This window comes from Marinobacter sp. (genome assembly GCF_035268745.1).
Classification (GTDB): Bacteria; Pseudomonadota; Gammaproteobacteria; order Pseudomonadales; family Oleiphilaceae; genus Marinobacter.
This window is the reverse complement of sequence record NZ_DATFKH010000124.1, coordinates 1-13,488: the sequence shown is the minus strand read 5'-3', so window position 1 is coordinate 13,488 and position 13,488 is coordinate 1. Positions and strand designations below refer to the sequence as shown.

The window sequence follows — 13,488 nt, the reverse complement described above, 5'->3', positions numbered from 1 at the left end:
TTCTTTGTGTTCTACTTTGCAGTGGTGTCGGCCATTACTCCGCCGGTTGCGCTGGCGTCCTATGCAGCGGCCGGTATTTCCGGCGCCAATGCCATGGAAACCTCGGTAGCCTCGTTCCGTATCGGTATCGCGGCGTTTATTGTCCCGTTCATGTTCTTCTACAACAGTGCGCTATTGATGGACGGGGACTGGTTCGTTATCGCCCGTGCGCTGATAACCGCAACTTTTGGCGTGTATCTGCTGTCCGGTGGCGTTCTGGGCTGGTTCTTCAAGATTAACGCCGGTTGGCCGGTTCGCATCATGCTGATTCTGTCGGCGCTGTTGATGATTGAAGGTGGTCTGTGGACGGATCTTGCCGGTGTTTCTCTGGCAGTCGTGTCCTTCGTGCTGCAGCGCCAGCGCAGGCACCGTATATCGCCTGCGGGCGCCTGATTTCCCCGTTGACAGACCGGGTCAGGGCAGGCAGCCGCGCCAGTGCGCGATTGTCCTGCCCGGTTTCCGGCGCTTCACCAGCGGTTTTCCGAGGAACCGGTTTCTATGTCCTACCGGATTGGTGCCCTGCTTGTTTTTGGCCTGGCTCTGCTGGTGTCCTGGACACTGGGAGGCTGGGTCGGTTATCGGCAGGCTGAACAGGAGAGCCTGGAAGAATCCTTCCGCTATCGCCAGCTCATAGCCAACGAGCTTGACCGTTATCTGCCCATACCCGAACTGATGGCCGAGCACCCGCTGCTGGAAGATGCGCTCGATTCTCCTGACGACGCTGCAATCATCCTCCAGGCCAACGAAGAAATGCAGAAAATGGCGACCATTGTTGGCAGCTCGGATGTATACCTGCTGGATGCAACGGGGCTGACCATCGCCGCCAGCAATTATCTCCAGCAAGACAGTTTTCTGGGCCAGAGCTATCACTTCCGGCCCTATTTCAGTGATGCCATGGCAACGGGCCGTTCTGCCATCTATTTTGCGCTGGGCCAGATGTCCGATATCCGCGGCCTGTACTTCTCGCATCCGGTCAGCAACGAGCGGGGTGGCGTACTGGGGGTGATTGTGGTCAAGGTGCTGGTACAGGAGCTGGAATCGCAGTGGCAGCGGCCGGCCTCGTCCCTGGAGGCACAGATGGTGGTGCTGGATCAGGCCGGTATCAGCTTCCTGGCCAGCAGGCCGGGTTGGTTGTACCGGGATTTCAATGGTCCGGACTCGCCGCCGCCGGGTGAGGCTTCCCGCCGGCGATACCCCGACCGCCAGTTGCATCCGATCGATTTCGAGGTGCTGGAAAAGCCCGCGGGGGTGTCCGACCGTTCCCGCAAAATCCGGGTTCTGGAGGACCGCAGTAGCAGGGAATACCTGAGTGTCAGAACGCCACTGCCGAGGCTGGACTGGACGCTACAGGTGATGGTCAGTACCCGGTCGGTGCTGTGGACCCGGCTCGGATTTGTGATGGCGGGAACGACCCTGTTCCTGGGCGGCCTGCTGACCTGGCTGTATGTGCGCGAGCGGTATCGCCGTGAGGCCGAGCTGGCCCTGCGGGGGGAACAGCTGGGGCGCAGCGTGGCCGAACGGACGGCGGATCTGGAGCGGTCGAACCTGCAGTTGCTGGAAGAGGTTCGCGAACGCAAGCACGCCCAGGATGAGTTGCGGGAAACCCAGCATGAGCTGATTCAGGCGGCAAAGCTGGCGGCGCTGGGGCAGATGTCGGCTGGCCTGAACCATGAGATAAACCAGCCGCTTACCGCCATTCAGACCTATGCCAGAAACAGCCGCCGGTTTCTGGAAAAAGGCGCGGCAGAAATGGTTGATTCCAACCTCATCGAGATCGTCAGCCTGTGCGACAAGATGGCGGAACTGACCCGCCAGTTCAAAGTGTTTGCCCGCAAATCGGAAGGTCCGCCAACACTTGTAGACCTGCGGCTGGCCGTGGATGCGGCGCTGAAGATCATTACCGCCCAGCAGAACAGTTCAAGCACCCGGATTCACTGGCACCGACCGTCAGAGCCGGTTCAGTGCCACGGTGACCTGATCCGGATTGAGCAGGTGATGGTGAACCTGCTGGCCAATGCGGTTCAGGCCGCCGAGGAGCGGGAAGAACCGGAGATCACCATCGACATTACCGATGATGACCAGCAATGTTACTGCACCGTCCGCGATAATGGCTCCGGCCTGCCGGGTAATACCGAGCAGGTTTTCGAGCCCTTTTTCACCACCAAATCGGTCAAGCAGGGGCTTGGTCTGGGGCTGTCGATTTCACGCCAGATCGTGGATGCCCTGGGTGGCCGGCTGACCGGCCATAACCGGGTGGATGGATCGGGTGCTGAATTTGTATTGACCCTGAAAAAGCGGGAGACCGGAAAATGACAGCACCCTCGGTTATTTTTGTCGATGATGACCCGCACATTCGCCAGGCAATTGCCCAGACCCTGACGCTGGAAGAGCTGCCGGTGCTCTGTTTTGCCGATGCCCCGACAGGGCTTGAAAGCATTACCCAGGAGTACAGCGGGGTGGTGTTGTGCGATTACAACATGCCGGAGATGGATGGGCTCGAGATGCTGGCAGCGATCCGGGCGGTAGACGACGCCATCCCCGTTATCATCCTTACTGGACAGGGTGATATCAGCACCGCCGTCACCGCGATGCAGCAGGGAGCCTATGATTTCATCGAAAAGCCGTTTGATCAGGACGAGCTGATTGAATTGCTGCGCCACGCACTGGAAAAACGTCACCTTGCCCTTGAAAACCGTCGTCTGAAAGCACAACTGAAACATCTGGCGCAGCCGGGCCCGCGTCTGCTTGGTGACTCCCCCAGCATGCAGAAGGTGATGGCAAAGATTGACCCGATCCTGGATATTTCCGCCAACATTCTGCTGCAGGGCGAGACCGGCTCGGGCAAGGATGCGCTGGCCCGCTATATCCATGAAAGCAGCCCCCGCGGTGCCCACAATTTCGTCGCCATCAACTGCGGTGCCGTGCCGGAGAACCTGATTGAAAGCGAACTGTTCGGTCATGAAGCCGGTGCGTTTACCGGCGCCGACAAGCGACGCATCGGCAAGATCGAGCATGCCAATCAGGGCACCCTGTTTCTCGACGAGGTGGAAAGCATGCCGATGACGCTGCAGGTGAAGCTGCTGCGTGTGCTGGAAGAACAGCGGGTGGAGCGCCTGGGCAGCAACCAGGTACAGGAAGTGGATGTCAGGATCATCGCTGCTACCAAGGCCGACCTCAAGGCTCTCAGTGGCGAAGGTGAGTTCCGGGCGGATCTGTACTACCGGCTGAACGTGGTCAAGGTGGATATTCCGCCCCTGCGCGAGCGCAAGGAGGATATCCCGATGCTGTTCCACCACTTTGTACTGATTGCCGCCGCCCGCTATGACCGTGAAAGCATTCCGCTGAATGCCAGTCAGTCCGCGCGGCTGATGCAGCATTCCTGGCCGGGTAATGTCCGGGAGTTACGAAACCTGGCGGAACGCTATGTCCTGCTTGGCCCCGCGGCGCTGGATGAAAACGACCCGGCCGCCGCCGACGTCACCGGGCGCCAGACTCTTTCCGAAATGATGGACGGGTTCGAGCGCTCGGCCATTATCAGTGCGCTGAATGCGAGCCAGGGCAGCATAAAGGACACCATGGTCCATTTGGGGATTGCCCGGAAAACGCTGTACGACAAGATGAAAAAGCACGGGCTGGACAAAGCGCAGTTCAAGGACTGACCCGGCCAGCCTTACAGGTTCGCCTCCGCGTATTCCGCCAGCACTGAACGTGGCACACCCTGCAGGTGTATGTGTCCGCCATGGCGGAAACTCTTGAAGCGTTCAGTCATGTAGGTCAGGCCGGAGCTGAGGGCACTCAGGTAAGGCGTGTCGATCTGTGCCAGATTGCCCAGGCAGATAACCTTTGAGCCATTGCCGGCGCGGGTGATGATGGTCTTGATCTGGTGGGGTGTCAGGTTCTGGGATTCGTCGATGATGATCAGGCTGTGCTGGAAGCTGCGGCCGCGAATGTAGTTCATGGACTTGAAGTGCAATGGCACCTTGCTGAGTATGTAGTCCACGCTGGCGGTCATGTTCTCATCGTCTTCGTGGAGTGCTTCCAGGTTATCGACGATGGCGCCCAGCCAGGGCTCCATTTTCTCCGCCTCGGTGCCGGGCAGAAAGCCGATATCTTCATCCAGGCCCTGGGTGCTGCGGGTGGCAATGATGCGCTTGTAGAGCTTGCTGGCAACAGTCATTTCAATGCAGGCTGCCAGCGCCAGGATGGTTTTACCGGAGCCGGCGGAACCGGTCAAGTTAACCAGATGTATGTCCGGATCCAGCAGCAGGTTCAGGGCGATGGCCTGGTAGATATCCCGGGGGATCAGGCCCCAGACTTCCTCGCGTATCAGGTCACGTTGGTGCAGGTCGCGGATCACCAGCTGATCGTCGCTGACGTCAGATACCTTGCCCACGAAACCCTGTTCGTCGATGACAAACTCGTTGATGGTCAGCTTTGCCAGGTCACCCTCGCGGCGCAGGATGTGTTCGGTCACCCCCTCCCGATGAATGGTTTCCACTTTCTCGATGGTGTCCCAGAATGAATTCGGGAATTCCTTGTAGCCTTTGGGCAGCAGGTCTATGTCGTCCAGCAACATGTCGTTGTGATAGTCCTGGGCTTCCACGCCAAAGCCCCGGGCTTTCAGCCGCATGTTGATGTCCTTGCTGACCAGGATAATGTCCCGGGACTTATGGCGGGTCTGCAGCGCCGCAAGGGCGTTGATGATCCTGTTGTCGTTCAGGTGTTCAGGAAGACCGTGGTTGCCCTGATGCTCGGTGCTCATCAGAATCGACAACGCACCCAGGGGTTGTGCTTTCTTGCCGCGTACAATGGGAACACCTTTCTCGATTTCCCCCGGGCTGGCATCGCCCAGCAGTTTGTCGATATTGCGGATAGCCTGGCGACAGTCAGCGGCAACGGCCTGTTTTCCGGATTTGAGACTATCGAGTTCTTCAAGGACGGTCATCGGGATGATGACATCGTGTTCTTCGAAATTCAGGAGGGCGTTGGGATCATGGATCAGGACGTTGGTGTCGAGGACATACATCTTTCTGCGAGCCTGCGGTGCTCTTGGCATAGGGTGCGATACCTCTCTTTTCAGCCGTTGCCGATACAGCGTTTGGTCAGTTCCTTATCGGAGATCAGTTTGAGCATATCGTAGGTTGTTACGATACCAGTAATTTTTTTCTCTCTGGTGATAAAAATACGGTGCAGGTGCTCGGCCATCATCATGTCGGCAATATCCTGGACCGGTGTCTGCTCGTCAGCGCTGAGCACGATCGGCGTCATGATATCCCGCACTTCCACCGGTACTTTTCCCATCTCCTCGAAAATGACCATGCGCAGGTGGCGGGCCTCCTGCTGCTCTTCGTCGGTCAGAGGGTTTTCGGCGGAATTTTCGCGGCTGGCATTCCAGCGGAACTCGGTGATGTCCTTGAGGGTGACGATACCGACGATCTCACCAGAGTCATCAGTGACCGGACTGCCGGTAATTTCATTGTCGGTGAGAAATCTTGCCAGACAATCCATGGTCCATGACTGAGGCACAGCCTTTATACTGGGAGTCATGATCTCATGGGCAAGGACGGTCATCGACGTAGGGGCTCCATGTGATTCCGTGTTATCAGAGCTTAGCTGTTCCGCCAGGACCCGTCATCCCCTGATTGGATTTCCCGGGCCCTGCCTTGTGTCCGGAACCCGCTGTCTGGCTCAGTGCTCAGGCAGGGTGACGTTCAGTTCCAGTACCGAATGGTTCTCGGTCCGGTCCACCTCAACCTGCACCATATCGTCGGTGATCTGCACGTATTTGCGGATCACCGCCAGCAGTTCCTGCTGCAGCTGTGGCAGGTAGTCGGGCTGTCCCCGCTGGCCACGTTCGTGGGCGACAATGATCTGCAGGCGCTCTTTGGCAACGCTGGCGGTACGGGTGTTCTTTCTGGTTTTGAAATAGTCCAGGAAACTCATTCCCTAGCCTCCTTTGAACATCCGTGAGAAGAAGCCTTTTTTCTGCGAGGCCATGAAGCGGTGTTCCCGTTGTTCGCCCAGCAGCCGTGCCACAGCATCTTCGTAGGCCTGCCCGGCGTCACTGTCTTCCTCGAGGATGACCGGTACGCCCTGGTTGGAGGCGTTGAGAACGATCTGGGATTCCGGAATCACGCCCAGCAGCGGAATGGCCAGAATCTCTTCCACATCGGCCACCGAGAGCATTTCGCCTTTTTCGACACGGTCGGGGTTGTACCGGGTCAGCAGAAGATGCTCCTTGACCGGGTCCTGGCCCATTTCGGCGCGCCGGGATTTGCTTTGCAGGATGCCCAGAATGCGGTCGGAATCCCGAACCGAGGAAACTTCCGGGTTGGTCACAACGATGGCTTCGTCGGCGTAGTAAAGAGCCATGAGTGCGCCATGCTCGATACCGGCGGGCGAGTCACACACGATGTAGTCGAAACGCTCGGACAGCTCATTGATGATTTTTTCCACGCCCTCTTTGGTCAGGGCTTCCTTTTCCCGGGTCTGGGACGCGGGCAGGATGTACAGCGTTTCGACACGCTTGTCCTTGATCAGCGCCTGGTTGAGCGAGGCCTCGCCCTGGATGACGTTGACAAAATCGTACACCACCCGGCGTTCACAGTTCATGATGAGATCGAGATTCCGCAGGCCGACGTCAAAATCGATAACCACTGTTTTGTGGCCGAGCTTCGCCAGCCCGGTGCTGATCGAAGCGCTGGTTGTGGTTTTGCCTACGCCACCTTTTCCTGAGGTAACGACAATGATTCTAGCCAAGATTGCATCCCTGTTTTGCAGTGAATTGGTGATTGTCTTGTTGCCCGGGCCGCGGGCGCTTGACCCGGAACCGCCGGCGCTCAGCCCCTGTCCAATGGCGTTACCACCAGCGAATCGTCCTTGAGCTGGATCTGGACGGCAGTTTTCCAGCCGTTGTCCTGTAGATCTTCCGAGATTTTATATTGTCCCGCAATGGACACAAGCTCTGCTTCCAGCGACTGGCAGAAAACCCGGGCATGTTCAGCCCCGTGAATACCCGCCAGGGCGCGGCCTCGTAACGGCCCGTAGACGTGCACGTTGCCCGCCGCCAGCACTTCGGCACCCGCCTGAACCGAAGCCAGAACAATCAGGTCGCCCTCTGATGCGCATACCTGCTGGCCGGAGCGGACAGGCTGGCTGACGATGCGTGCGGGCGCCGCTCCGGACTGTTCAGCGCTCCGGACTGGCCCAGTTTGCGCCTTATTCTGTCCGGCGGCCACCCCGGCGGCGTCTTCCACTGCCGGCTCGCTGATTTCCCGGTCACGCTGGTTGCCGCCGGGTAACAGGGCCAGTGAGGCGCCACGGGCCAGCCTGCGCTGGTCGTCGGTGCCGCCCCTTACGCCGATGACGTGAATGTTGTGCCGGCGGCAGTTGCCGATGATTTTAAAGAAATCCAGTTCGCTGCTTGGTCCCTCGTATTTTTCAAGGCTGATGATCAGCGGGGTGTCCCTGAAAAAGCCGGGTGCCTGGTTGATCTTGTCTCGTAGCGACTGATCAAATTCGCTCTCATCAAAAAAGTACAGCTCCAGAGCAGTCATGGACACACTGGCGCTTTTTATCTGAAAACACTGCCTGGCCGGATTCACTGTGGCTGGTCCTTCAGTTCTTTCTTGTCATCGCTCTGATAGGTCGCTTTCCACTCTTCATACGGCATGCCGTAGATGATTTCACGGGCCTGCGGGTCTGAAAGGTCAAAGCCGCGTTCGCTGGCCTCGGCCCGGTACCACTTCGACAGACAGTTGCGGCAGAAGCTGGCGAGGTTCATCAGCTCAATATTCTGGACCTCGGTGTGTTCGCGCAGATGTCTCAGCAGTTTGCGAAAGGCGGCAGCTTCAATTTCGGTTCGGGAATCCCGGGGAATCTGGTCGGTCATAACAAGGCATCCGATTGACGGTTAGTTTTAAACAATCCTGACATTCTCGGCATGTTACCTTAAGATACAAGGCTGTACATATATACAGATTATTTATCTGACTGAATCGCCATGACCCAACGCAAGATTATTCACGTGGATTGTGACTGCTTTTATGCCGCAGTGGAGATGCGCGATGACCCCACCCTGCGGGATGTCCCTCTGGCCGTTGGCGGGCAGGGCGGCCGTGGTGTAGTGACTACCTGTAACTACCGGGCCAGGGCATTCGGCGTGCATTCTGCCATGCCCGGGGGTGAAGCCCGCAGGCTCTGCCCGGGGCTGGTCACCGTGCCGCCGGACATGAACCGCTACCGCAGGGTATCGCAGCAGGTGATGGCGATTCTGCGTGAGCTGACTGATCTGGTAGAGCCGCTGTCCCTCGACGAAGCCTTTCTGGATGTCAGCGAAGTCACCGACCATAGAGGCAGCGCCACTTTGATGGCAAAGTACCTGAGGCAACGGGTACGGGATGAGGTAGGCATTACCATTTCGGCGGGCGTTGCTCCGAACAAGTTTCTGGCAAAGATTGCCAGCGACTGGGAAAAGCCTGACGGTCTGTTTGTGATCAGGCCCGGTGATGTCGAATCCTTCGTTGCAGCGCTGCGGGTAGAAAAGCTTTTCGGGGTGGGTAAAGTCACGGCCGGCAAGCTGCATGACCTCGGTGTGAGTACCTGTGGTGACCTCCAGCAGGTGCCTGTTGAGGATCTGCTGGAGCGGTTCGGCAAGCAGGGCTATCGGCTGCGGGAAATGGCGTTTGGCCGGGACAACCGGGAAGTTGTGGTGTCGCGGATTGCCAAGTCCGTGAGCGTCGAGCGGACCTTTTCCGAGGATCTGCCGGATAAAAACGCCTGTGATTCGGTGATGGCTGCGCTGGTGGCGAATCTGAACCTGCGGCTCAGGCGCAAAGCCGGGCGCAAACCTATCCACAAACTGTTCGTGAAAATCCGTTACAGTGATTTTTCGACCCACACCCTCGAGCGGGTCCGGGATCAGATTCAGCAGCCCGGGCTGGAGGATTACCAGCCGTTGCTGGACGAACTTGTGACCAATACCGCAAGGCCGGTACGCCTGCTGGGTCTGGGAGTGAGGTTCCGCAACGATGAATCGCCCACCACCCAGCTCAGACTGTTTGAGTAAAAAGATTGATCAGGGGCTGGGTTGCCAGCAGGCCCAGGCAGCCACCAATCAGGACGCCGGCAGCCACATCGGTCGGGTAGTGCAACCCCAGAATAACCCGCGACGCGACCACACTCAGGGTAAAGGGCAGCATTAACCACGCCAGTGCCGGCACCGCCGCAAGGGCGAGCATGGTATTGAAGCACACCGCGTGCAGGGCATGACCGGATGGAAAGCTGTAACGGTCCAGTGGTGGCAGCGCACAGTTGATGGTCGTGAAGGAGATAAAAGGCCGCTCCCTTACCAGTCTTTGTTTGAGCAGCTTGTAGATCAGCGTGCACACCAGACCTGTGGTGACCATGGCCAGGGCAATGCCGAGACCCTGGTCGGGATACAGCACGGGCAGGGCCAGAATCACCAGATACCAGACCCAGCCGTCGCCGAGCCGACTGACAACGCTGAAGTAGCGGCGTATGGGCCAGTAACGCAGTAACTGGTTAACGGACTGGCAGAGCAGGAATTCCCGCTGATCTACCGAATCAAACAGATGTGAAGCCTTCCTTGTGACGGACATGACTGAGCGCCTCTGTGGCGAATAATTTCTTGCATGAGTACCTGAGCGGACTGGCCACACCATTGACTTGCGGCGGAAACCTCTGGCAAACAATGCTAATGTAGTGCTGCCCGGGAGCGGTCTGGCTGGCTCTGTCACTCTGTCTCCCGGGAATTGCGTGTTCACTATGACCAAAGTGCCGACGCGACGTGACAGGTTTGTGACAGCTTTATGACAGTATTTTGACACTCTGGCTGTAAAAGTCAAAAACCAGCGAATCCGGAGGACGCATGAAAACCCGCAGGCTTGGCAGAACCGATATTGCCGTCAGTGAAATTTGCCTGGGTACCATGACCTGGGGCGAGCAGAACTCCGAGCGTGACGCCGCCGCGCAACTTGACCTAGCCACGGCTGAAGGCATCAACTTCATCGACGCTGCGGAGATGTACCCGGTACCCCCCAGGGCAGACACCCAGGGGCTGACAGAGTCGTATCTCGGTAACTGGCTGGCAAAACGTGGCCGGCGTGATGATCTGGTGATTGCCTCCAAGGTGGCCGGCCCCGGCAACGGGCTGACCTATCTGCGTAATGGCCCGAGACTTACCCGCAGCCAAATCCGCAAAGCCTGCGAAGACAGCCTCCAGCGGTTACAGACCGACTATATAGACCTGTACCAGGTTCACTGGCCCGATCGCAACGCCAACTTCTTCGGCAAGCTGGGCTATCAGCATCAGCCGGACGAGCAGTCGACGCCCATTGAGGAAACCCTGGAAGCACTCCACGAACTGGTGCAGGAAGGCAGGATCCGCCATGTCGGCATCTCCAACGAAACTCCCTGGGGCATGGCCGAGTATCTGCGCCTGTCCCGGGAGCGAAGCTGGCCGCGAATCGCCAGTATCCAGAATCCCTATAATCTGTTGAATCGCACCTTTGAAGTGGGGTCGGCGGAAATTGCCTGCCGCGAGCAGGCGGGGTTGCTGGCCTATTCCCCGCTGGCATTCGGCGTCCTCACCGGTAAATATCTGGGCGGACAGCGGCCGGAGGGCGCACGGTTGTCCCTTTATACGCGATTTGCCCGCTACACCGGTAGCCGCGGCGAAGCCGCCACCCGGGCCTACGTGGATCTTGCCAGGAAGCATGGCCTGTCGCCGGCGCAGATGGCGCTGGCCTATGTAACGAGCCGTGACTTCGTAACCAGCAATATCATCGGGGCAACTTCCCTCGAACAATTGCGCGAGAATATCGGTTCTGCTTCGCTTGTTCTGGACGATCAGGTCCTCTCCGATATTGAATCCGTCCATGAGGATTTTACCAATCCTTGCCCGTAGCGGGCCGCGGGGAAACAGTTACCTGCTGTCACAGAAAACTCTGTTTTGCTGACAAAAAAGCGGTGCTTCAGTGGCGTTATACCGCCGTTACTGTGTGTTAATTCACAGTAATTATGTACCCGACCGTTAGACTTAAATCCAAGGCCATATTAGACTCCACGCTCGATTAAGGGTCCGGAAAGTAATGATTATTCGTATCTTTGCATGTCTTCTTGCACTCAATATGCTGGCTTTTGTGGTCCGCGCTGAAGCCAGTGATCGGGTAATGGCTGATGAAGTGCCGGTGCAGGACGTCTATACCCTGCAGGAGCAGATGTCTGGTGACTTCGAGCGCGAGCCCTTCGATATGTATACGGCTCTGGGCTCACGCCTGCTGAGTCTCAGTCTGTCTGATTCCGGTTCCAGCGGGCGCACTTATGCGTCGCAGGCGGCAAAACCGGACCATGGTATTGCACTTCTGGAAGAAGGTGCCTGTCTGAACCTGAAATGGAACTTCTGACCCCGGTTTGCCTGACATTCCCCGCCATTGTCTGATCGGTCCTGCCGTGTGATCATCCGTTTTTCGCAATCGTTCTTTGATGCCAGAATGGAGCTTGCACATGGCCAGCGATAAGCCGCTAATGCTCAATGACAGCCAGGCATGCGTTGATCAGCTTATCCAGCGGGTCGGGAAAGACATTACCATTGGACTTCCGCTCGGGCTCGGTAAACCGGTCAGGTTCATTAATGCGCTATATGAGCGGGCTATTACCGACCCGACGATCAACCTGCACATTCTCACCGCGCTCTCACTGACCGCCCCCGCTGGCCGGTCCTCCCTCGAAAAACGTTTTATCGAGCCGTTTGCCGAACGTCTTTATGGTGATATACCCGAGCTGGATTACGCCAGGGACGTGCTTCGCAAGCGTCTGCCGCCGAACGTCTCGGTGTCCGAATTCTTCTTCAAGGCAGGTTCGTTCCTGAACGACGCCTCACAGCAGCGACACTATGTCTGTACCAATTACACCCATGCGGTCCGCGATCTGATGGCGCTGGGTGTCAATGTGGTAGCCCAGATGGTCGCGCCGCCGACAGAGCCCGGTAGCAAGGGGATGGTGAGTCTGAGCAGTAATCCGGACCTCACCCTTGATCTGATTCCGCTGTTAAGACAGCGGGAGGCTGGCGGTGAACCCGTGGCATTGGTTGGGGAACTGAACAGGTATCTGCCCTTCATGGGCAATCATGCCGCCATCCGGGATTCCGAGTTCGATATTGTGCTTGAGCATCCGCGCTCGGATTACCCGCTTTTTTCAGCGCCGCCGATGGCTGTGAGCCCGGAGGACCACCTCATTGGCTTTTACGCCAGCGCGCTGCTGAAAGATGGCGGCACGCTTCAGGTCGGCATTGGTTCCCTGGGCTCGGCCCTGGTTCACAATGCAACTCTCCGGCATTGCCATAACAGTCAATGGAAATCAGTATACGATTACCTGAACGTGGCGGATAACTTCCCGGTGGTGGAATCCATTGGCGGGGTGGAGCCATTTGAGCAGGGCCTGTACGGCTGCAGTGAAATGATGGTGGACGGATTTCTCTATTTGCTGGAGACCGGTGTTATCCACCGTGAAGTCTACAACCACGCGGGTCTCCAGGAACTCATCAATGATGGCCGGATCGGTCAGGAAGTGTCGCTGGAAACCCTGGATGTCCTCAGGGAAAACGATCTGATCGATTCACCGCTGCGGGCCCGGGACGTGTCCTGGCTGAGGGGCTATGGCATTCTGCGACCGGAGGTGGAGTACAAGGGCGGCCGGCTGCGGGTTGGTGAGCAGTCCCTGGATCCCGATCTGGATAATCGGGAGTCCCGTGAAGCCATCAGCGGGCTCGCCCTGGGAAGCTGCCTGACCGGCGGCATTGTGATTCACGGGGGCTTCTACATTGGCCCGGAATCCTTCTATCAGCGCCTGCGCGATCTGCCTGCTGCCGACCGTCAGCGCATCTGCATGACCAGCGTGAACTACATCAATCATCTTTACGATCACGCCTATGGCAATCAGCGTCTTAAATCCGCACAGCGGGTTCACGGGCGTTTTATAAATTCGGCAATGATGCAGACTCTCAATGGCGCGGCGGTTTCCGATGGTCTTGAAGACGGTCGCGTTGTCAGCGGTGTGGGTGGCCAGTACAACTTTGTCGCCATGGCCCACGAACTTGAGGGCGCGCGCTCCGTTATCTGCCTTCGCAGTACCCGGAAATCGGGTCAGAAAACCCTGTCGAACATTGTGTTCAGTTACGGGCATTGCACCATACCCCGCCACCTTCGGGATATTGTTGTCACCGAGTACGGCATTGCTGACATTCGCGGGCAACCGGACGAAGAGGTCTATCTGCGTCTGATCCGCATCGCGGACTCGCGGTTTCAGGAGGACCTTCTGGCGCAGGCCAGGAAGGCTGGCAAGGTGGACCCGGAGTTCCGGATACCCATGGGCTGGCGCAACAATACCCCGGCGCATGTCAGGCACACAGTGGCAACCGCTGGTGGTGGT

The 13,488-nt window shown here is 57.9% G+C and carries 14 protein-coding genes; 7 read left to right on the top strand and 7 right to left on the bottom strand.

Annotation, left to right across the window (positions count from 1 at the left end):
• From VJ956_RS10185 to VJ956_RS10175, 3 genes are all read left to right on the top strand, one after another.
• A partial coding sequence (locus tag VJ956_RS10185; RefSeq protein ID WP_324084438.1) for a TRAP transporter large permease subunit occupies positions 1-432 on the top strand: 432 nt, incomplete at its 5' end.
• 105 nt (positions 433-537) lie between these two features.
• A complete protein-coding gene (locus VJ956_RS10180; protein ID WP_324084433.1) occupies positions 538-2,352 on the top strand; it encodes a sensor histidine kinase in 1,815 nt (604 codons plus the stop codon).
• Complete coding sequence (locus VJ956_RS10175; RefSeq protein ID WP_324084431.1) at positions 2,349-3,698, top strand: sigma-54 dependent transcriptional regulator; 1,350 nt, start codon at positions 2,349-2,351, stop codon at positions 3,696-3,698. The genes VJ956_RS10180 and VJ956_RS10175 overlap by 4 nt, the downstream gene beginning before the upstream one ends.
• Positions 3,699-3,709: 11 nt before the next feature.
• On the opposite strand, the gene VJ956_RS10170 is transcribed toward VJ956_RS10175, so the two are convergent.
• From VJ956_RS10170 to VJ956_RS10145, 6 genes are all read right to left on the bottom strand, one after another.
• The gene (locus VJ956_RS10170; protein WP_324084430.1) at positions 3,710-5,095 is read right to left on the bottom strand and encodes a PhoH family protein; all 1,386 of its coding nucleotides are present in this window, start codon (positions 5,093-5,095) and stop codon (positions 3,710-3,712) included.
• A 20-nt stretch (positions 5,096-5,115) separates the two neighbouring features.
• Positions 5,116-5,610, bottom strand: a complete 495-nt coding sequence (locus tag VJ956_RS10165) for an HPP family protein (protein ID WP_324084428.1) — start codon at positions 5,608-5,610, stop codon at positions 5,116-5,118.
• Positions 5,611-5,727: 117 nt separating this feature from the next.
• On the bottom strand, positions 5,728-5,982 hold the full coding sequence (gene minE, locus VJ956_RS10160) for a cell division topological specificity factor MinE (RefSeq protein ID WP_324084426.1): 255 nt from the start codon (positions 5,980-5,982) through the stop codon (positions 5,728-5,730).
• A gap of 3 nt (positions 5,983-5,985) precedes the next feature.
• On the bottom strand, positions 5,986-6,798 hold the full coding sequence (minD, locus tag VJ956_RS10155) for a septum site-determining protein MinD (RefSeq protein WP_324084424.1): 813 nt from the start codon (positions 6,796-6,798) through the stop codon (positions 5,986-5,988).
• 80 nt (positions 6,799-6,878) lie between these two features.
• Positions 6,879-7,595: a septum site-determining protein MinC gene (gene minC, locus VJ956_RS10150; RefSeq protein ID WP_414674426.1), complete on the bottom strand. Its 717-nt coding sequence runs from the start codon at positions 7,593-7,595 to the stop codon at positions 6,879-6,881.
• Positions 7,596-7,639: 44 nt separating this feature from the next.
• Complete coding sequence (locus VJ956_RS10145; protein ID WP_324084420.1) at positions 7,640-7,930, bottom strand: DUF1244 domain-containing protein; 291 nt, start codon at positions 7,928-7,930, stop codon at positions 7,640-7,642.
• A 111-nt stretch (positions 7,931-8,041) separates the two neighbouring features.
• On the opposite strand from VJ956_RS10145, the gene dinB reads away from it, so the two are divergent.
• Positions 8,042-9,106, top strand: coding sequence for a DNA polymerase IV (gene dinB / locus VJ956_RS10140; protein WP_324084417.1), 1,065 nt, complete (start codon positions 8,042-8,044; stop codon positions 9,104-9,106).
• Here dinB and VJ956_RS10135 read toward each other — a convergent pair.
• Positions 9,090-9,659: a phosphatase PAP2 family protein gene (locus tag VJ956_RS10135; RefSeq protein ID WP_324084415.1), complete on the bottom strand. Its 570-nt coding sequence runs from the start codon at positions 9,657-9,659 to the stop codon at positions 9,090-9,092. The genes dinB and VJ956_RS10135 overlap by 17 nt on opposite strands.
• A 269-nt stretch (positions 9,660-9,928) precedes the next feature.
• On the opposite strand from VJ956_RS10135, the gene VJ956_RS10130 reads away from it, so the two are divergent.
• From VJ956_RS10130 to VJ956_RS10120, 3 genes are all read left to right on the top strand, one after another.
• On the top strand, positions 9,929-10,966 hold the full coding sequence (locus VJ956_RS10130) for an NADP(H)-dependent aldo-keto reductase (RefSeq protein WP_324084413.1): 1,038 nt from the start codon (positions 9,929-9,931) through the stop codon (positions 10,964-10,966).
• Between the two features lie 184 nt (positions 10,967-11,150).
• Positions 11,151-11,465, top strand: a complete 315-nt coding sequence (locus VJ956_RS10125) for a hypothetical protein (RefSeq protein WP_324084411.1) — start codon at positions 11,151-11,153, stop codon at positions 11,463-11,465.
• Positions 11,466-11,565: 100 nt separating this feature from the next.
• Positions 11,566-13,488, top strand: a 1,923-nt coding sequence (locus tag VJ956_RS10120) for an acetyl-CoA hydrolase/transferase C-terminal domain-containing protein (protein WP_324084409.1), incomplete at its 3' end; no start/stop codon positions are given.